The sequence below is a fragment of the Micromonospora sp. NPDC005171 genome (assembly GCF_040608575.1).
Lineage (GTDB): Bacteria > Actinomycetota > Actinomycetes > Mycobacteriales > Micromonosporaceae > Micromonospora.
The window spans coordinates 62572-80492 of sequence record NZ_JBEXIM010000012.1 but is presented as its reverse complement, the minus strand read 5'-3'; the positions used below and the strand labels follow the sequence as shown (position 1 = coordinate 80492).

The 17921-nt window shown below is 72.7% G+C and carries 19 protein-coding genes; 9 read left to right on the top strand and 10 right to left on the bottom strand.

What is annotated here, in order from left to right; all coding sequences use genetic code 11:
* Nucleotides 1–135 precede the first annotated feature (135 nt).
* Nucleotides 136–384 (top strand): hypothetical protein, encoded by a 249-nt coding sequence (locus ABZU74_RS17410; RefSeq protein ID WP_355424411.1) that lies wholly within the window; start codon nt 136–138, stop codon nt 382–384.
* A 93-nt stretch (nt 385–477) separates the two neighbouring features.
* Here ABZU74_RS17410 and ABZU74_RS17405 read toward each other — a convergent pair whose 3' ends face one another.
* A complete protein-coding gene (locus ABZU74_RS17405; protein ID WP_355424408.1) occupies nt 478–1797 on the bottom strand; it encodes an extracellular solute-binding protein in 1320 nt (439 codons plus the stop codon).
* A 138-nt stretch (nt 1798–1935) separates the two neighbouring features.
* On the opposite strand from ABZU74_RS17405, the gene ABZU74_RS17400 reads away from it, so the two are divergent.
* Nucleotides 1936–2769 (top strand): phosphoribosylaminoimidazolesuccinocarboxamide synthase, encoded by an 834-nt coding sequence (locus ABZU74_RS17400; RefSeq protein ID WP_355424405.1) that lies wholly within the window; start codon nt 1936–1938, stop codon nt 2767–2769.
* A gap of 5 nt (nt 2770–2774) precedes the next feature.
* Here the strand turns inward: ABZU74_RS17400 and glpK are convergent, their stop codons facing one another.
* Complete coding sequence (gene glpK, locus ABZU74_RS17395) at nt 2775–4259, bottom strand: glycerol kinase GlpK (protein ID WP_355424402.1); 1485 nt, start codon at nt 4257–4259, stop codon at nt 2775–2777.
* Between the two features lie 106 nt (nt 4260–4365).
* Between glpK and ABZU74_RS17390 the strand changes: the two genes are divergently transcribed.
* Nucleotides 4366–5304 carry a ribose-phosphate pyrophosphokinase gene (locus ABZU74_RS17390; RefSeq protein WP_091406120.1) on the top strand — a complete coding sequence of 313 codons (939 nt, stop codon included), beginning with the start codon at nt 4366–4368 and terminating at the stop codon, nt 5302–5304.
* 31 nt (nt 5305–5335) lie between these two features.
* On the opposite strand, the gene ABZU74_RS17385 is transcribed toward ABZU74_RS17390, so the two are convergent.
* Nucleotides 5336–5791: an ATP-binding protein gene (locus ABZU74_RS17385; protein WP_355424399.1), complete on the bottom strand. Its 456-nt coding sequence runs from the start codon at nt 5789–5791 to the stop codon at nt 5336–5338.
* A gap of 119 nt (nt 5792–5910) precedes the next feature.
* Between ABZU74_RS17385 and ABZU74_RS17380 the strand changes: the two genes are divergently transcribed.
* Nucleotides 5911–7044 carry a DUF5931 domain-containing protein gene (locus ABZU74_RS17380; RefSeq protein WP_355424396.1) on the top strand — a complete coding sequence of 378 codons (1134 nt, stop codon included), beginning with the start codon at nt 5911–5913 and terminating at the stop codon, nt 7042–7044.
* Nucleotides 7045–7058: 14 nt separating this feature from the next.
* Nucleotides 7059–7712 (top strand): response regulator transcription factor, encoded by a 654-nt coding sequence (locus ABZU74_RS17375; protein ID WP_355424643.1) that lies wholly within the window; start codon nt 7059–7061, stop codon nt 7710–7712.
* A gap of 7 nt (nt 7713–7719) precedes the next feature.
* On the opposite strand, the gene ABZU74_RS17370 is transcribed toward ABZU74_RS17375, so the two are convergent.
* From ABZU74_RS17370 to ABZU74_RS17360, 3 genes are all read right to left on the bottom strand, one after another.
* On the bottom strand, nt 7720–8292 hold the full coding sequence (locus ABZU74_RS17370) for a DUF5709 domain-containing protein (RefSeq protein ID WP_112583682.1): 573 nt from the start codon (nt 8290–8292) through the stop codon (nt 7720–7722).
* 88 nt (nt 8293–8380) lie between these two features.
* Nucleotides 8381–9172 carry an ATP-binding protein gene (locus ABZU74_RS17365; protein ID WP_355424393.1) on the bottom strand — a complete coding sequence of 264 codons (792 nt, stop codon included), beginning with the start codon at nt 9170–9172 and terminating at the stop codon, nt 8381–8383.
* Complete coding sequence (locus tag ABZU74_RS17360; RefSeq protein WP_355424390.1) at nt 9172–10170, bottom strand: SDR family oxidoreductase; 999 nt, start codon at nt 10168–10170, stop codon at nt 9172–9174. Before ABZU74_RS17360 ends, ABZU74_RS17365 begins: the two co-directional genes overlap by 1 nt.
* A 221-nt stretch (nt 10171–10391) precedes the next feature.
* Between ABZU74_RS17360 and ABZU74_RS17355 the strand changes: the two genes are divergently transcribed.
* A complete protein-coding gene (locus ABZU74_RS17355) occupies nt 10392–11591 on the top strand; it encodes a glycosyltransferase (RefSeq protein ID WP_355424387.1) in 1200 nt (399 codons plus the stop codon).
* A gap of 45 nt (nt 11592–11636) precedes the next feature.
* On the opposite strand, the gene ABZU74_RS17350 is transcribed toward ABZU74_RS17355, so the two are convergent.
* The 4 genes from ABZU74_RS17350 to aroA all read right to left on the bottom strand — a co-directional run bounded on the left by ABZU74_RS17350 (nt 11637) and on the right by aroA (nt 15831).
* Entirely contained in the window at nt 11637–12491 is an 855-nt protein-coding gene (locus ABZU74_RS17350) for a hypothetical protein (RefSeq protein ID WP_355424640.1), read from the bottom strand.
* A 59-nt stretch (nt 12492–12550) separates the two neighbouring features.
* Nucleotides 12551–13369, bottom strand: a complete 819-nt coding sequence (gene hisN, locus ABZU74_RS17345; RefSeq protein WP_355424384.1) for a histidinol-phosphatase — start codon at nt 13367–13369, stop codon at nt 12551–12553.
* 28 nt (nt 13370–13397) lie between these two features.
* Complete coding sequence (gene rsgA, locus ABZU74_RS17340) at nt 13398–14393, bottom strand: ribosome small subunit-dependent GTPase A (RefSeq protein ID WP_355424637.1); 996 nt, start codon at nt 14391–14393, stop codon at nt 13398–13400.
* Between the two features lie 136 nt (nt 14394–14529).
* Nucleotides 14530–15831 carry a 3-phosphoshikimate 1-carboxyvinyltransferase gene (gene aroA, locus ABZU74_RS17335; RefSeq protein ID WP_355424381.1) on the bottom strand — a complete coding sequence of 434 codons (1302 nt, stop codon included), beginning with the start codon at nt 15829–15831 and terminating at the stop codon, nt 14530–14532.
* A 103-nt stretch (nt 15832–15934) separates the two neighbouring features.
* Between aroA and ABZU74_RS17330 the strand changes: the two genes are divergently transcribed.
* From ABZU74_RS17330 to ABZU74_RS17320, 3 genes are all read left to right on the top strand, one after another.
* Nucleotides 15935–16645 carry an SOS response-associated peptidase gene (locus tag ABZU74_RS17330; protein WP_355424379.1) on the top strand — a complete coding sequence of 237 codons (711 nt, stop codon included), beginning with the start codon at nt 15935–15937 and terminating at the stop codon, nt 16643–16645.
* 193 nt (nt 16646–16838) lie between these two features.
* On the top strand, nt 16839–17231 hold the full coding sequence (locus ABZU74_RS17325) for a WhiB family transcriptional regulator (protein WP_238668196.1): 393 nt from the start codon (nt 16839–16841) through the stop codon (nt 17229–17231).
* A gap of 51 nt (nt 17232–17282) precedes the next feature.
* Nucleotides 17283–17900, top strand: a complete 618-nt coding sequence (locus tag ABZU74_RS17320) for an alpha/beta family hydrolase (protein ID WP_355424377.1) — start codon at nt 17283–17285, stop codon at nt 17898–17900.
* Nucleotides 17901–17921 lie beyond the last annotated feature (21 nt).

Here is a 17921-nt window from a genome sequence, read left to right as displayed (position 1 = left end):
TCATGTAAAGATCATCATCTTTGCTGGGACGTTGCGAGCACGTTGCGCGCTTACCGGAGGCTCCGGACGATCCCGGTCCCGTGATTCGGCGTGGACCGACGTGCCGAGGTTGCGCCCTTCGGCGAGGATGGGCACATGTCTTCTTTCGGTAAGTGGTGGGGCCGCCTGAGTGCGGTCTTCGGTGCGGTCGTCCTGGCGGTCTTCGTGCCCGTGGCGGCCTGGGCGTCCACGGGCACCGGCGAACTCGTGGTCGAGGCGGCCCGGCGGCGAAGCCGCGGCGGCTTCGGGGTGCTCCCGCTGCTCTGCTGCCTGGTGGTGGTCGCGATCGTCGTGTTCCTGGTGCTGCGGCTGATGCGCAATCGCCGGGGTGGTCCGCCGCGCTGACCGGGGCCCTCGCCCTTCACGGTCAGGTCGACGTCCACCCGCCGGAGGCGCCGACGGGTCACCAGCGGCCGGCTCCCGGCCGGCCGCCGGTGCTCACACAGTCAGGGCCGCGATGGCCTGGGACAGGAAGCGCGCCGTGGCCTCGCGGGTGCCGTCACGCTTGACGCGGATGCGTTCGGCGGCGGTGACCAGCAGGGTGCGCACCTTGGCGTGCCCCTTGGGTGGCGGCGCCGGCGCCGGCCCGAGCTGGTCGCCGATGCTGGCGGCGAACGCGGCGGCACGTCGCTGGGCCGAGTCGGTGATGCTGCCCTCGGCGTAGCGGCGGACCGCGGCACTGGGGTTCAACCCACGCTCATGGCCGAGGACGGTGCCGACCTCACCGTTGTTGGTCAGAAAGTTGATCACGTCGGCGACCGCGTCCGGGTGGCGGGTGCCGCGGAACGCCGCCCAGTACATCGACGCCCGCGCCCACTGAGCCCCCGGCGGGCCGGGGAAGCCGACGATGCCCAACTCGGACTCGGTGAGTCGTTGCAGCTCCGGTAGCTGGTGCGACCAGGCGAAGGACGCGGCGGTCGCCCCGTTCACCACCAGTTGCCGGGCCGGCTCACCGCTGTCGGCCTGCTCGACCAGCGCCGCGCTCGGCGTGGCCCGCCCCCTGCGGGCCCGCTGCCACAGCTCGAACCACGCGATCAGCTCGTCCGCGCCGAAGCCGAGCTGACTGCCCCGGTAGAACTCGCCGCCCTGCGACCGCAGCCAGAGCCAGAGCGCCCGGTAGTCACCCGACCCGTCCATGGTGCCGGCCACCCGGCCGTCGCTGGCCTCGGTGACCTGCGTGGCCCAGGAAATGTAGTCGGGCCAGCTCATCCCGGCGCGTGGCTCTGGCATCTGCAGGTCCCGCAGCAGGTCCCGGTTGAACACCACGACGGCGTGGGTCTGCCCGGCGGCCACCGCCATCGTCCGCCCCTCCACCGTGCCGTAGCGGATCAGACCCTCCGGCAGGCCCCGAAGGTCCAGTTTGTGGTCGGTGAGGTCGAGGATGACCTGACGTTGGGTGTACTCGGTCAGCATGGCGTCGTCGATCTGGATCAGGTCCGGTACGTTCCCGCCGCCCGCCTGGGTGGCCAGCCGGTCGTAGTAGCCGTCGGCGCCCTGCCAGGTGACCCGGAAGGTGACCCGGGGGTTGCGATCCGAGTAGAGCCGCAGCGCTTTCTCGGTGAGCTCGGCCCGTTTGGTGCCACCCCACCAGAAGACCGACAGCTCGACGGGCCCGTCCTGGGTCGAGCTGGCGGCGCCGTCGCTGCACCCCGCCAACCCGCCCGACGCGAGCAGAGGCGCGCCGAGCAGCGCGCCGAGCAGTCGGCGTCGGCCCGGGTCCGCGCCGAGGCGGTCGAGCGGGGGTCGAACAACGGGCACGGCGCTCTCCTGGACCTACGGCGGTGGCGGTCGGACCATTCACGCAGGCAGCGCACGAAGGTGTCAACGTCCGTCCGGTCACCCTCGGCCGGGTGGTCGAATCAGGTCCCTCCAATCTCGCGTGGTGTACTAGGGCGCGTGGAACTTCTGCACTCGGGCAAGGTTCGGGACATCTACGCCGACGGCGACGACCTGATCCTGGTGGCCTCGGATCGCATCTCGATCTACGACGTGGCGCTGCCGACGCCGATCCCGGACAAGGGTCGCCTGCTCACCGCGCTCTCGCTCTGGTGGTTCGAGCAGCTCGCCGACCTGATGCCGAACCACGTCATCTCGGCCACCGACGTGCCCGCCGAGTTCGCCGGGCGGGCCATCCGCTGCCAGCGGTTGGACATCATCCCGGTCGAGTGCGTCGCCCGCGGTTACCTGACCGGCGGCGGCCTCCGGGAGTACGAGCGGACCGGCGCGGTGTCCGGCGTGCCACTGCCCCGCGGGCTCGGCGAGGCGTCGATCCTGCCCGAGCCGATCTTCACGCCGTCGAGCAAGGCGCCGATGGGCGAGCACGACGAGCCCATCACGTACGACGACGTGGCGGCCAAAGTGGGCCAGGCCACCGCCGAGCGGCTCCGGCAGATCACCCTCGACATCTACCGACGCGGGGCCGAGCTGGCCGCCGACCGGGGCATCCTGATCGCCGACACCAAGATCGAGCTGGGTTGGGCGCCGGACGGCACCCTGGTCCTCGCCGACGAGCTGCTCACCTCCGACTCGTCACGGTTCTGGCCGGCCGAGTCGTACCAGCCGGGGCGGGTGCAGTTCTCCTACGACAAGCAGTACGTGCGGGACTGGGCCACCGGCAGCGGCTGGGACAAGCAGCCCCCGGCACCGGACCTGCCGGCCGAGGTGGTCGAGGCGACCCGGGCTCGCTACGTCGACGTCTACGAGAAGCTCACCGGCAACCGCTGGGAGTGACCCGCTCACTCCACCCAGTCGAGGGTGCGCTGCACGGCCTTGCGCCACTGGCGCAGCTCCTGATCGCGCAGGTCGGGGGCCATGGTCGGCTCCCACTGCGCGTCGGAGCGCCACTGCGCGCGCAGGGTGGCGAGGTCCGGCCAGAAGCCGACCGCCAGACCGGCCGCGTACGCCGCCCCCAGGCAGGTGGTCTCGGTGATCCGGGAGCGGACCACCGGCACGTCGAGCACATCGGCGAGGAACTGCATGAGCAGACCGTTGGCGGTCATCCCACCGTCCACCCGGAGCCGGCGCAGCGCCACGTCCGAGTCGGCGTCCATCGCGTCGACCACCTCGCGGGTCTGCCACGCCGACGCCTCCAGCACCGCACGCGCCAGGTGCCCCTTGGTGATGTAGCCGGTCAACCCGGCGATCACTCCGCGGGCGTCGCTGCGCCAGTGCGGGGCGAACAGCCCCGAGAACGCCGGCACCACGTAGCAGCCGCCGTTGTCGTCAACGGTGCGGGCCAACTCCTCCACCTCGGCGGCCGTGGAGATCAGCCCGAGGTTGTCCCGCAGCCACTGCACAAGTGAGCCGGTGACCGCGATGGCACCTTCGAGGGCGTACGCCGGTGGTTGGCCCTTGATCCGGTAGGCGACCGTGGTGAGCAGGCCGTGCGTCGACGGGACAGCTGTGGCGCCGGTGTTCAGCAGCAGGAAGCTGCCGGTGCCGTAGGTGCACTTCGCCTCGCCCGGCTGGAAGCAGGTCTGACCGAAAAGCGCGGCCTGCTGGTCGCCCAGCGCGCTGGCCACCGGCACCCCGGCGAGCACGCCGGTGGCAGTGCCGTACACCTCGGCTGAGCAGCGGATCTCCGGCAGCATCGCCGCCGGAACGCCCATCGCGTCCAGCAGTTCCGGGTCCCAGTCCAGGGTCGTGAGGTCCATCAGCATGGTTCGGCTGGCGTTTGTCACGTCGGTGACGTGTGCGCCGGTCAGCTTCCAGATCAGCCAGCTGTCCATGGTGCCGAAAAGCACCTCGCCGCGCTCGGCGCGTCCGCGCAGGCCGTCGACCTCGTCGAGCAGCCAGCGCAGCTTCGGCCCGGCGAAGTAGGTGGCCAGCGGCAGGCCCGTGCGGGCCCGGAACCGCTCCTCGCCGTACGCCGAGGCAAGCTCGCGCAGCAACGGCCCGGTCCGGGTGTCCTGCCAGACGATGGCGTTGGCGACCGGGCGGCCGGTGGCCCGGTCCCAGACGACTGTGGTCTCCCGCTGGTTGGTGATGCCGACGGCGGCCAGCCCGGACGCGTCGGTGCCGGCGGCCCGCAGCGCCTCGGCGACCACCTGCTGGACGTTGTCCCAGATCTCCTCGGCGTCGTGCTCCACCCACCCCGGTCGGGGGAAGATCTGCCGGTGCTCGCGCTGGGCCACGGCGACGATGTCCCCGGCGGAGTCGAAGACGATGCACCGCGAGGAGGTGGTGCCCTGGTCGATGGCGGCGACGTACTGGGGGGTCACCGCAGCACCGTACCCGGACGGCGGCGCGGCGCGACAGGCGTCACGGTGGGTGGGTTCCGGCCCTGCCGCCGATCGGCGGCGGCCGCTTCGCCTACGATGTGCGAACGTGCGCGACATCGCAGTTTTCAGTGGAACCGCCCATCCCGACCTGGCTGCCGAGATCTGCGCCCACCTGGGGGTGCCACTGCATCCGGTGCGGGTCTCCCGGTTCGCGAACGACTGTCTGGAAGTCCAGTTGCAGGCCAACTGCCGGGAGCGGGACGTATTCCTGATCCAGCCGTTGGTGCCGCCGGTGCAGGAGCACCTGGTCGAGCTGCTGCTGATGATCGACGCGGCCAGGGGCGCCTCCGCCGGTCGGATCACTGTGGTGCTGCCGCACTACGCGTATGCCCGGTCCGACAAGAAGGACGCGCCACGGATCTCGATCGGCGCGCGGCTCGTCGCTGACCTGCTCACCTCGGCCGGGGCGGACCGGGTGCTCGCGATGACCCTGCATTCGCCGCAGGTGCACGGCTTCTTCAGCGTCCCGGTGGATCACCTGCACGCGCTGCGGGAGCTGGCCACCCACTTCCGGCGTTACGACCTCAGCAACACTGTGGTGGTCTCGCCCGACCTGGGCAACGCCAAGGAGGCCGCGGCCTTCGCCCGGCTGCTCGGCACGCCTGTCGCGGCCGGGGCGAAGCAGCGGTTCAGCGACGACCTGGTCAAGATCAGCGCGGTGATCGGCGACGTGACCGACCGGGACGTCATCGTGCTGGACGACGAGATCGCCAAGGGCAGCACCGTGGTCGAGTTGATGGAGCATCTGCGCGGCCTGAAGGTCAGGTCGATCCGGCTCGCCTGCACGCACGGCCTCTTCTCCGGAGACGCCCTGCAACGGCTCAGCGACCAGGACGGCGTCCTGGAGATCGTCTGCACCAACACGGTGCCCATCCCGGCCGCCAAGCGGGTCCCGAAGTTACAGGTCCTGTCGGTGGCCCCGGCCCTGGCCGAGGCGACGCGCCGAATCCACAACGGCGAATCCGTCTCCGCCCTCTTCGCCTAACCCGCAAGGCGCGGTCGGTGCGGAGCCGGGGTCAGCGCGGGGTGCGGTTGTGGCTGGTGAGGCCGCTGGTGACCCGGACGGTGGTGCCGGCGGTGCCGGTGGCCACCTCCATGGCGTCGGTCAGCTCACGGGCCAGCCAGAGGCCCCAGCCGCCGGCGGTGTCCGGGGCCGGTCGACTGCGATTGCCCAACCGCTGCGGGGTGATCCCGTGCCCGTGGTCGGCGACCTCGCAGATCAGCACACCCGACTCCCGCCAGAGCCGCAGCCAGCCGCGCCCGCCGCCGTGTCGCACCGCGTTGGTGATCAATTCGTTGATCGCGAGCACGAAGTCGTCCAGCCGTTGACCGCTCAGGCCCGAGGCATGCGCGCAGGAGGTGACCGAGTGTCGAATCTCGGTCACCTGGGCCTGGTCAAAGGCTTCGGCGATCAGGAGGGCAGGTTCGATGGGCACCACCGTACGCGGTGCGTGCGGGTCTGCGTTCGTCATGGGCCCGTCCCGGCGGCACATCTCGGAGTATTTCGCGGCTTTTCCACCGTACGTCAGGGTTTCCCGAACCGCACTCGCGCTCGCCGTGCGGCCCACCCGGTTGTGGCATCCTGACCGCCATGCCGTCGCCGCCGGGTGGATACGAGGTGCCGCTGTGGCGTGCGCTCACCGTGTTCAGGCTGGCCTCCCTGGCGTACGTCTGCGCGCTCGCGGTGCGCGACGCCGACCAATACGCCCACCCGTACGCCGTCGGGGCACTGATTCTGCTGATGATCGCCTGGACCGGGGCGACAGCGATCGGCTACGCCCGACCGGCCTGGCGGCGCTGGCCGCTGCTGCTGACCGACCTCGGCGTGGTGCTGGCCATCGTGCTGGCCACCCCGTGGGTGGTCGGCCGGACGGCGCTCACCCACGGCGTACCCACCCTGGGGGTGGCCTGGATGGCCGGCCCGGTGCTGGCCTGGGCCGTCTCCGGCGGCCGACGGCGGGGCACCGTGGCCGCGCTGCTGGTCGCCGGCGCGGACCTGGCCACCCGGGAGCCGATCGGCCAGTCCTCGTTCACCGGGGTGATCCTGATGCTGCTCGCCGGAGTGGTGGTCGGGCACGTGGCCCGGCTGGCGGCGAGCGCCGAGGAGCGGCTGCAGCGCGCGGTGGAGCTGGAGGCCGCCACCCGGGAGCGGGAGCGGCTGGCCCGGGGGATTCACGACTCGGTGCTCCAGGTGCTGGCGCTCGTGCAGCGACGCGGCGCTGACCTGCCCGGGGAGGCCGGCGAGCTGGCCCGGCTGGCCGGCGAGCAGGAGGTGGCCCTGCGGGCGCTGATCACCGGTGTCAGCCCGGCCGCCGACAGCCTCCCCGACGGCGGCGAGGCGGTGGACCTGCGGACCCTGCTCGGCCGGTACGCCTCGGCGGCGGTGGCGCTCTCCGCCCCGGCCACACCAGTGCCGCTGCCCCGACGGGTGGCCGGCGAGTTGGCCGCCGCGACCGGCGCGGCCCTGGACAACGTGGGACGGCACGCCGGTGGGCGGGCCTGGGTGCTGATCGAGGACGAGGGGGCGACGGTGACCGTGTCGATCCGCGACGAGGGGCCGGGCATCCCGGACGGCCGGTTGGACGAGGCGGCCGCCCAGGGGAGACTCGGCGTCACCCAGTCGATCCGGGGTCGGGTGGCCGACGTGGGCGGGACGGTCCGGATCGTGTCCGCACCCGAGGCCGGCACCGAGATCGAGCTGAGCGTGCCAAGGTCAGCGCGGTGAACCCGATCCGGGTGATGGTGGTCGACGACCATCCGATGTGGCGGGAGGGAGTGGCCCGCGACCTGACCGAGGCCGGTTTCCTGGTGGTGGCGACGAGCGGCGAGGGACGACAGGCCATTCGGGTGGCCGCCGCCGCCCGGCCCGACGTGGTCGTCCTCGACCTGCAACTACCGGACATCTCCGGCGTCGAGGTGATCCTGGGGCTGCGCGCGGCACTGCCCACGGTGCGGGTGCTGATGCTCAGCGCCAGCGGCGAACAGCAGAGCGTGCTGGACGCGGTGAAGGCCGGGGCCACCGGCTACCTGGTGAAGTCGACAGCGCCCGCCGAGTTCCTGGAGGCGGTCCACCGCACCGCGGTCGGCGACGCCGTCTTCACCCCCGGCCTGGCCGGGCTGGTGCTCGGTGAGTACCGCCGGTTGGCCGCCGGACCGGGGCGGGGGACCGGCCCGGCCGGCGCTGCCGAACCCGCGACGCCCCAGCTCACCGAACGGGAGACGGAGGTGCTGCGGCTGGTGGCGAAGGGGATGTCGTACAAGCAGATCGCCCAGCGGCTCGGCCTGTCGCACCGCACCGTGCAGAACCACGTGCAGAACACCCTGGGCAAGCTGCAACTGCACAACCGGGTCGAGCTGACCCGGTACGCCATCGAACGTGGCCTGGACGACTGAGCGGACGTCAGACCGAACGCGGCGGCTCCGTCTCGTGGATGGCCAGCTCCTCGGCGGTCGCTCCGCCCCCGGCCGAACCGGCGTCGTACGCCACCGAGTCGGTCTCCTGATCGGTGTGCGAACCCTCGTCCGGTTCCACCAGCCGGCCCACCGTGGCGTCGGCCACCGTGCCGAGCTGACCGTGGTCGTAGAGGGAGACAGGTGAGTTCGGGTCCGAGGTCGGCCCGGGATCCATCACGTCGGCGTCCAGCTGAGCCTCCGCCGCAGCTTCCAGGTTGTCCGCCTCGAAGGCGATCTTCGGGTCGATCGTGCCGGCCAGCGGGTCGTCCGCCGGGCGCTCGTAGACCTCGCGGTCGAGCTTGTAGTCCAGGGACTCACCGTCGAGCTGCTCCTCGGCGGTGGTTCCGAACCGGTCCACCGCCACCGGCGTCCGGTCGCCAGGAAGCTGGGCCGGGTCCGGGCCGTCCGCCTCGCGCCCGGTGAGGACGTCGTCGTTGGCGGTCGAGTCGTCATCGGCGGTGTCGGGCAGCCCTTGCGCCTCGGTGTCGGACACGGGGGTCGGGTACTCGTTGTCGCGCATGTCTGATCACTACCCGCTGCCCTGCCGCCGTAACCGGGCGAGCCTCGGCGGTACGGCGCCGAACCGGGCGGCGACGGCGAAAGCCCCGTCAGGCGGCCTCGTCGTCCGGGTGCAGCACACACCAGACGACCTTGCCGTCGGGTACGGCGCTGCTGCCCCAGCGACGGGTCACCGTGTCGATCAGCAGCAGGCCCCGACCGCCGGCCCGGTTCGGCGGGGATATCCCGGCGAACATCGGCCGACGCGGGGAGTGGTCCCGAACCGCGAGGTGCAGAGTGCTCTCCTGCGGTGCCAGCCGAACCGTCATCGGGGTCTGGGCGTGCGCCACCACGTTGTTGACCATTTCGGTGACCGCAATGCACGCCGGGTCGGTGAGCGTCGGCATGCCCCAGCGTTCGCAACCGGTGGTGACCAGCTCGCGAGCCTGCCGGGCGGCTCCCACCGCTGGGTCCAGGTCGACGGTGAGCACCGCCGCCAGAGGCGTCGCCGCTACAGCGGCCAGCGCTTCGTCGAGCGTCGGCCAGGCCGGCACGCCGGCGAGCGCGGCGTCCGGGTGGGCGGGCCCGTCGACCGCCGGGTCACACAGCAGCAGATCCGCTGCGGGCCAGTCGGCGACCTCCCGACGGACGTCGGCGAAGACGCCGCGCCCGGCCGAGTCGACGACCCGCAGACCGGTCACGTCCGCCACCACCGGACCGGGCCGGTCCACCAGGCGGGCGAGCAGCGCGCCGCGTACCGCCTCGGCGCCGGCGGCGTCGAGCACACCGGTCAGCCGGACCACAGCTGACCACTCGTCGGTTTCCACGAGACAGCTCGACATGATCGCCCCATTGTGCGCGCCGGTGACGGTCAGCGCATTTGGGCGCTCGACATCGGCCATCAGCGGTCCGACCGGGAGCGGCGGTTGATGGCCGCAAGGGTGCCGACAGCGGTGCCGGCGGCGGCCAGACCGAACGCGGCGGTCATCCGTACCAACTGCCGACGTCGACCGTCCCAGCCACCGTCCCGGCGGGCTTGGCCGTCGGCGTGGAAAACGTTGCCGCTGCTGTCCACCCGGGCGCCCGGGCCGAACTGGGTGCGGTGGGCGTACCAGCCGAGGGTGCGCTCCACTAGCGCGGGCGCCAGTCGCCACTGCAGACCGATCAGCCGGGCCGCGCCGCCGGCGTACGCCTCGCGGCGGGGCCGGCGCAGCAGCCGGACGATGGTCTCGGCGACCACCTCCGGCGGGTAGATCGGAGGAGGCGGCACCAGCTCCCGCCCGCTGTGGTTGCCCGTGTGCCGGAAGAACGGGGTGTCGATCGTGGCCGGCAGCACCGTGCAGACGGAGATGTGGCCCCGGCCGGTGACCCGCAGCTCCTGTCGGACGGTGTCGGCCAGCCCGCGGATGCCGTGCTTCGTGGCGTTGTACGCCGACTGGTAGGGCATGGCCACCTCGGCCAACACCGAGGCGTTGTTGACAAGCACACCGCCACCGGCGGCGCCCAGATAGGGCAGGGCCGCCTTGATGCCGTGCACCGCCCCGAGCAGGTTGACCTCCAGCACCCGGCGGAACTCGGCTACCGGTATCTCGTCGAACAGACCCACGGCGCTCACCGCGGCGTTGTTCACCCAGGCGTCGATCCGGCCGAACTCGGCCGCCGCCTGATCGGCCAGCCGCCGCACCGACTCCAGCTCGGTCACGTCGGTCGGTACGACCAGCGCCCGACCGCCCAACTCCCGGCAGCGCTGCGCGACCTGGCGCAGGGCGGGCTCGCTGCGGGCGGCCAGCACCACGGCGGCACCCCGGCGGGCCAGTGCGTACGCGGTCGCCGTGCCGATCCCGCTGGACGCGCCGGTGATCACCACGGTCGAATCGTCGAGACTGCGGGTCAGCGGCATTCCTGAGCGGTACCCCCGGCCGGGCCTGGTCACACCGATGACGGCTTGTCGATCATCGTCGAACCCTGCTGGTGTGTGCCGCCTGTGCTTGCCGTGGCGCAAGTGTCGGTGGCACTCGCGCGGACTCTTCCTGATCTGCCAGGTTTCGGCTCAGCGTCCCGGGGTTAATGGGACGCTCTGACCGGGAGGACCGCCGAGGAAAGATCGCAGGGAGGTGACCCATGCGCGTCGGCCTCGTCTGCGCGCACGCCAGTTCCTACCGCCACGCCGACGGCCCGCCGGTCGGCACCCGACAGCACATCGCTCGGGTCGCCGCCGAGCTGGCCGAGCGAGGCCATGACGTCCGGCTCTACGTGCGCCGGGACGACCCGACGCCACCGGCGACGATGACCGTCGACGGCTACCAGGTGCACCAGGTGCCCGCCGGCCTGCCCACCCCACTACCCACCGCCGAGCTGATCCCGTACGTGACGGAGGTCGGCCGTTGGCTGGCCGACGAGTGGTCGGGTGCCTGGCGGCCCGAGGTGGTGCACGGCCACTACTGGGTCGGTGGCCTGGCCGCCGCACACGCGGTTCGGGAGACCGACATCCCGGTGGTGCAGACGTTCCACTCGCTCGGCATCGAACAGCTGCGTCACCTGGGCGGCCACTACGACGGGCCGGGCCAGCGGATCACGCTGGAGCGCGCGTTGACCCGGGCGGTCGACATCGCCGTGGCCCAGTCCAACGACGAGGTCGACGAGCTGACCCGGATGGGTCTGCAACGCAGTTCGGTCGCGTTGGTGCCGGCCGGCGTCGACATCGACCTGTTCCATCCCGACGGCGAGGCCGCGCCGCGCGAACAGCGACCCCGCATCCTCTCGGTGGGCTCGCTCGCCGCCGGGCACGGCCAGGAGGACCTGATCCGGGCGATGCGGCTGGTCGGTGACGCCGAGCTGGTGATTGCCGGCGGGCCGCCGGCCGACCAGTTGACCAACCACGCCGAGGCGCGACGGCTGCGTGAACTGGCCGAACAGCTCGGCGTCGTCAACCAGGTACGACTCGTCGGGGCGGTGCCACACGACCAGATGGCCACCTGGTACCGGTCGGCGGACGTGGTCGCCTGCACGCCGCACTACTCCTCCGCCGGGCGGGTCTCACTGGAGGCGATGGCCTGCGGGGTGCCGGTGATCGGCTACGCGATGGGCGGCCTGGCGGACGCCGTCGTCGACGAGGTCACCGGCCGTCTGGTGCCCCCCGGTGACGTCCGGACACTCGGAGTGTCGCTACGCCGGCTGCTCGCCGACAACGCCGGTCGGTTCGCGTACGGGCACGCCGCGGTGGACCGGGTGCGCAGCAGCTACACCTGGGAGCGGACCGCCGGTGCGTTGGAGCGTCTCTACGAGCGGGTGGTGAGCCGCCGCAAGCCGGTCGAGGCCTGAGCGGGCGGTCCAGCGGCATCGCTGCCGTGGTGCGGTGTCGGATGGTCAGCCCGGCCGGCCGGCACCGACCATGGCGGGGTCCCGACGGCGTGCCACCGACCGGTGCTGCTGCGGTTCGGCGTACCGGGTCAGGCCGATCACCGCGGCCAGCGTGACCAGGAAGCCGGCCGCGGCCAGCCACTCCCGCCCCGGCCAGATCTTGTCGTTGAGCAGCAGCAGGCCGACGATCGCGGCCGGCACCGCGCCGGCGGCGTCCATCGCGGCCACCGCGGCGGTCGTCGAGCCGCGCTGCATGGCCAGACCGAGCAGCAGCTGACCCACTATCGAGTGGGCGATCAGCAGATAGAACAGCGGGTGGGAGAGGAACGCCTCGGCGGACGGCGCGGACGCCAGTGGCCGGGCGGCGACCGCGGCCGAGCTGAACGCCAGCCCGGCCAGTGAGCCGAGGGCCACCGAACCCGGCGCCCCGTGCAGCCGGACGGCGAAGAAGCCGAGCACCGCGATCACGCCGAGCGCCACCAGCAGGGCGATCGAGCCGGCGGTGCCGAGCTGCTTCGACGGCGCCGGCCGGGCGGACAGCACCAGCGCGGTTATCCCGGCGAAGAGCAGCGCCAGCAGCACCACCTCCGCCGCTGGCAGCCGCCACTTCAGCACCAGCACCCCGAGGATGGCGGTCACCCCGAGCCCGGCGGCCACGCTGGCCTGCACGAGGAACAGCGGCAGGTCCCGCCGGGCCAGGAAGGCGAGCACGAAGCCGCCGATCTGGCAGCCGAGGCCGACCAGGTACGTCCGGTGCCCGGCGAGGCGCAGCAGCAGGCCCGGATCGAAGGTGTGATGGACAGTGGTGCGGGCCGCCGCCACCGACTGGAGCAGGTTGGCGAAGCCGTACGCGACGATCATCGCCGCGAGAAAGCACCAACCGGAGGAGACCACCTGGCGAGGATAGAGGTTGACGGGGGTCAGCGCTCGGCTGGTCGAGTGAGGCGGGCGAGGATGTCGGCGTGCAGCACACCGTTGGTGGCCACCACGCTGCTGTCGGTGCCCGGAGCGCCGGCAGGGGCCGGTTGTCCGGCCAGATCCGTGACCGTGCCACCCGCCTCGGTGACGATCGGCACCAGCGCCGCCACGTCCCACAGCGACAGCTCCGGCTCCGCCATCACGTCGAGTGCCCCCTCGGCCAGCAGCATGTAACCGTAGAAGTCGCCGTACGCCCGGGTGCGCCAGCTGTCCCGCATCAGGTCGAGCACCGCGTCGAGCCGCCCAGCGCTCTCCCACCCGTCCAGCGACGAGTAGCAAAAGCTGGCATCGGGGATCCCGCGCACCGCGGACACGCCGATCCGTTCACCGGCCGCGGGGCCCGGCCCGGCGTACGCGCCCGCGCCCGCGCTGGCCCACCAGCGTCGCCCGAGCGCCGGTGCGGACACCACGCCGACCGCCGGTCGATCGCCGTCGTAGAGCGCGATCAGCGTGGCCCAGATCGGCACGCCGCGGACGAAGTTCTTGGTGCCGTCGATCGGGTCGATGATCCACCGGCGGCCGTTCGGGTCGGCGGACGGCTGCGCGCCGTACTCCTCACCGAGCAGCCCGTCGGCCGGCCGGTGCTCGGCCAGCAGGGCGCGAATCTCCCGCTCCACTGCGGTGTCCGCGTCGGAGACCGGTGTGAGGTCGGGCTTCGCCTCGACCCGCAGGTCGAGCGCGCGGAACCGGGCCGTGGCGATGGCGTCGGCCCGGTCGGCGAGCAGGTGGGCGAGGGCGAGGTCGTCGGCGTACCCGGTCATGCCGGCAACCTAGCCCACGCCCGTCGGGTCACTCCTCGGGCCCGCGCCGGTCACCCTCGCCGGGGCCGCGCTGGTCGCTGTCGCCGCGCGAGTCACCCTCGCCGGCACGGGAGGCGAGCAAGCGACGGTACGAGGCCAGCCGGCGCGGGTCGGCCTTACCGGCGGCCACCCAGGCGTCCAGCCCGCACTCGGCCTCGTCGGCAGTGTGTGGGCAGTTCGGCGGGCAGTCGACGGTGCCCTCGACCAGATCCGGAAAACCGTGCAGCAGGCTGTCGGCCGAGACGTGCGCCAACCCGAAGCTGCGGATCCCGGGGGTGTCGATGATCCAGCCCGGGTCGGTGTCGACCCCGGGCACCGGTGGCAGCCGCAGCGCCACCGCGCTGGTCGAGGTGTGCCGACCCCGGCCGATCGCGCTGACCACGCCCACCGCGCGCAGCGCGTCCGGAACGAGGCGGTTGACAAGGGTCGACTTGCCCACCCCGGAGTGCCCGACCAGCACCGACACCTTGCCGCTGAGCAGCGCGCGGAGCGCGTCGAGGTCGGAGTCGGGGCGGTTGAGCAGGTACGGCAGCTCCAGCTCGGTGTAGTAACCGAGCACCTCCTCCGGCCCGGCCAGGTCCGCCTTCGTGAGGCAGAGCAGCGGCTCGACGTCCGCGTCGTACGCGGCCACCAGGCAGCGGTCGATGAACCCGGTGCGCGGGGGCGGGTCGGCCAACGCGCTGACGATCACCAACTGGTCGGCGTTGGCCACCACCACGCGTTCCAGCCGACCCTCGGCGGTGGTCTCGTCGTCGTCGGCGGTGCGACGCAGGACCGAGCGACGCTCGGCGATCCGGACGATGCGGGCGAGCGCGCCCTCCGCGCCGGACGTGTCGCCGACCAGGCTGACCCGGTCACCGACCACCACCGACTTGCGGCCCAACTCGCGGGCCCGCATCGCGGTGACAGTGGGCAGCTCGGCGCCGACCACGCCGCGCTCGGCCCCGGACAGCACACAGGTGTAGCGCCCACGGTCGACGGCGATGACGAACCCGTCGACAGCGTCGGCGTGCTGCGGGCGGGTGCGCGTACGCGGGCGCGACGACTTACCGGGCCGGACCCGTACGTCGTCCTCGTCGTACTCCCGCCGTCTGGTCGCCAGGACCTGTCCTCTTCTCGCGTCAGCTCTTGCCGGTCACCATCGCTGACCATAGTGCCGGGAACTCGGGCATGGTCTTGGAGGTACACCCCACGTCGTCCACGTCGATGCCCGGAACGGCGAGCCCGGCCACCGCGGCGGCGTGCGCCATCCGGTGGTCGTGGTAGGTGCGGAAGACCCCGCCGCGCAGCGGTCGGGGTCGGATCTCCAACCCGTCCGGTGTCTCGGTGATGTCCGCCCCGAGCCCGCCGAACTCGCGCGCGAGTGCGGCGAGTCGGTCGGTCTCGTGGCCGCGGATGTGCCCGACGCCGGTGAAGACCGACGGCGAGTCGGCCAGCATGGCCAGCGCGGTCAGCACGAGGGTCAGCTCGCCGACGTCGGAGAGGTCGGCGGTCAGACCGTGCACCACGCCGGTGCCGCGGACGGTCAGCCCGTTGGTGGAGAGGGTGACCTCGCCCCCCATCCGCTGAAGCAGCGAGCGGAGTTGCTCGACCGGCTGCGTGCTGCTGTGCGGCCAACCCTGCAGCGTCACCTCGCCGCCGGTGACCAGGGCGGCGGCGAAGAACGGCACGGCGCCGGAGAGATCCGGCTCGATGTCCCAGCCGCGCCCGGTGAGCGGGCCGGGCTCGACGGCCCAGACGTCGGGGGTGCTGTCGTCGACCGCCGCGCCAGCGGCCCGCAGCATCTGCACAGTCATCCGAAGGTGCGGCGCGGAGGGCACCGGCGGGCCGACGTGGCGTACCACCACGCCCCGGTCGAAGCGCGGGGCGGCCAGCAACAACCCGGAGACGAGCTGGCTGGAGGCGGACGCGTCGATCACCACCTCGCCCCCGGCGATCCGGCCGGTGCCGAGCACTGTCAGCGGGAGGCTGCCGGTGCCGGTGACGTCGATCCGGACACCCAGCGAGCGCAGCGCGCCGACCAGCGGGCCGAGCGGCCGGGTGCGGACGTACGGGTCACCGTCGAAGGTGACCTGCCCGTCGGCCAGGCCGGCCACCGGTGGCACGAACCGCATCACGGTGCCGGCCAGCCCCACGTCGACGTGCGCGGGGCCGACCAGCGGGTGCGGCCGGAGCAGCCAGCGCTCGTCGTCGCTGATCGACACGTGCGCGCCCATCGCCCGCAGGCCGGCGGCCATCAACTCGGTGTCGCGGGCGCGCAGCGGCCGGGCCAGCGTCGACGGGCCGGCGGCCAGCGCGCTGAGCACCAGGGCGCGGGCGGTCATCGATTTGGAACCGGGCAGGCGCAGCGTCGCCGCCACCGGGTCGGATGCGGTCGGTGCGGTCCACGGCTGCGGCGGCCGGGTCGCGGTCAGGTTCCCCACGGTTACATTCTGCCGTGTCGGCCGGTAGGTGGCGGCGCCCGGCGTTCGGACTCCCGGTTGGCGGGACAGCCGAAGGGGCCTCCGACGCGTTAGCGTGTGCCCCATGTGCGGCAGGTACGCGACGACCCGGAGCTCCGGCGAGCTGAGCGCGCTGTTCGAGTCGTCCGACGACTCCGAGGGCCTGGTGCGACCGGATCACAACGTCGCGCCGACCGATCCGGTGCCGCTGGTCCGGGTCACTCCGGAGGGGCACCGCAGTCTCTGCGTCGGTCGCTGGGGGCTTCTCCCGCACTGGTCCCGGTCCGCCTCGGGAGCCGCCCGCATGATCAACGCGCGGGCGGAGACGGTGGCCACCAGCCGGGCGTACGCCAACTCCTTCTCCCGTCGCCGCTGCCTGGTCCCGGCCGACGGCTGGTACGAGTGGGTCCGGCTGCCCGACGGCGGACGACAGCCGTACTTCATGACCCCCCGGGACGGCTCGGTGCTCGCGTTGGCCGGCATCTGGTCGGTCTGGAAGTCCGACGCCGAGACCCGGCTCACCTTCAGCGTGCTGACCACCGCGGCGCTCGGCGACCTGGCCGAGGTGCACGACCGGATGCCGGTGCTGTTGCCACCTGAGCGTTGGTCGTCGTGGCTGGCGCCGACCGACGAGCCGGGGCGGCTGCTCACTCCGGCGTCGGCGGAGCAGTTGGCGGGGTTGGAGATCCGCCCGGTGGGTGCTGCGGTGGGGGACGTTCGCAACGACGGGCCGCAACTGACCGCCCGGGTGGCGGTACCGCCGACTGTGACACCACAGGAGTTGCCACTGTTCTGACGCCCGTGCATCGTCGGCTGCCGATTTGCCAGGGTTTCGCCGATTCGTCTCCTGGCTGTTCAGTCAGGTTCCCGGCAGACCCTTGTCCCGGTGTTGTGAAGTGCGATAGAACACAGCGCCGGTAGTGGCAGTCGATCCGCACGGGGCGGACGACGTCCATGGTGCTTGCCGGTCCCACGGGGGAGGTGGGTGGATGACACGGGCACGTATGCCGCGCCCGCACGAGGTGGCGGCGGCGCGGCGAGATCCGCGACTGCTGCGGGCCGTGCGGGAACGGCGACAGGACGACGCGTGGCGTACCAGAGGGACCTGCCAGAGCGTCGATCCGGAGACATTCTTTCCGGCACCGAACGAGCCGGCGGACGCCGCCGTCGCGCTGTGCCGCAGTTGCGACGTCCAGGGGTCCTGCCTGGCCTGGGCACTCGACGTCGGTGACTGCCACGGCGTGTGGGGTGGCACCACGCCGCGGGAACGACGGGCGATGCTTGTCGCCTGGCGTGGCGAGGTCGAGCCCGACCCGGACGCCATCGACGACGCCGGCCCGCCGGTGCGCGATCGCCTGCTCGTGCTGGTCCCGCTCAGCTGATCGGCGGCCCGGTTCGCACCGGTCGCCCGTCCAGCGGCGCAGAATAGGCCGGTGCCATCCAGCAACGAGATCGACACCCCGCGCGGTCCGGCGCGGATCGACACCGACCTGCCGGTCCGCCCGGCCACCGCACTGCTCGTCCTCGGGCACGGTGCGGGCGGCAGCGTCGACGCGCCCGACCTGCTCGCGGTCCGCGACGCCTCGGTCGCAGCCGGCCTGGCGGTGGTCCGGGTGACCCAGCCCTACCGGGTCGCCGGTCGACGCGCGCCGGCACCGGCAGGTCACCTCGACGAGGCCTGGGCCGCGGTGCTCGCCGTGCTGCGCGAGCGGCACGCCGACGTGCCGGCGGTGGTGGTGGGTGGGCGTTCCAGTGGTGCACGGGTGGCCTGCCGGACGGCGCGTGCGGTGGGCGCGGCGGGCGTGGTCGCGTTGGCCTTTCCGCTGCACCCACCCGGCCGGCCGGAACGTTCGCGGGCCGCCGAACTGGGCACCGGCCTGCCGACGTTGGTCGTCAACGGCGACCGGGACCCGTTCGGGACGCCGGAGCCGGGGCCGGCCGTGCAGGTGGTGAGCCGTCCCGGTGAGACGCACGATCTGCGCCGGGATCCGGCCGGCACCGCCGCCGCCGTCCGCGACTGGCTGTCCGCCCAGGGCTGGGCGGCCGACTGACCCGTCGTGGCCGGCTCGCCG

Coding starts and splice junctions, on each gene's coding strand:
- ABZU74_RS17410 (WP_355424411.1), top strand. CDS start 136: ATGTCTTCTTTCGGTAAGTGGTGGGGCCGCCTGAGTGCGGTCTTCGGT.
- ABZU74_RS17385 (WP_355424399.1), bottom strand. CDS start 5,791: ATGACGAACGCAGACCCGCACGCACCGCGTACGGTGGTGCCCATCGAA.
- ABZU74_RS17380 (WP_355424396.1), top strand. CDS start 5,911: ATGCCGTCGCCGCCGGGTGGATACGAGGTGCCGCTGTGGCGTGCGCTC.
- ABZU74_RS17375 (WP_355424643.1), top strand. CDS start 7,059: ATGGTGGTCGACGACCATCCGATGTGGCGGGAGGGAGTGGCCCGCGAC.
- ABZU74_RS17370 (WP_112583682.1), bottom strand. CDS start 8,292: ATGCGCGACAACGAGTACCCGACCCCCGTGTCCGACACCGAGGCGCAA.
- ABZU74_RS17365 (WP_355424393.1), bottom strand. CDS start 9,172: ATGGCCGATGTCGAGCGCCCAAATGCGCTGACCGTCACCGGCGCGCAC.
- ABZU74_RS17360 (WP_355424390.1), bottom strand. CDS start 10,170: ATGCCGCTGACCCGCAGTCTCGACGATTCGACCGTGGTGATCACCGGC.
- ABZU74_RS17355 (WP_355424387.1), top strand. CDS start 10,392: ATGCGCGTCGGCCTCGTCTGCGCGCACGCCAGTTCCTACCGCCACGCC.
- ABZU74_RS17350 (WP_355424640.1), bottom strand. CDS start 12,491: ATGATCGTCGCGTACGGCTTCGCCAACCTGCTCCAGTCGGTGGCGGCG.
- hisN (WP_355424384.1), bottom strand. CDS start 13,369: ATGACCGGGTACGCCGACGACCTCGCCCTCGCCCACCTGCTCGCCGAC.
- ABZU74_RS17330 (WP_355424379.1), top strand. CDS start 15,935: ATGTGCGGCAGGTACGCGACGACCCGGAGCTCCGGCGAGCTGAGCGCG.
- ABZU74_RS17325 (WP_238668196.1), top strand. CDS start 16,839: ATGACACGGGCACGTATGCCGCGCCCGCACGAGGTGGCGGCGGCGCGG.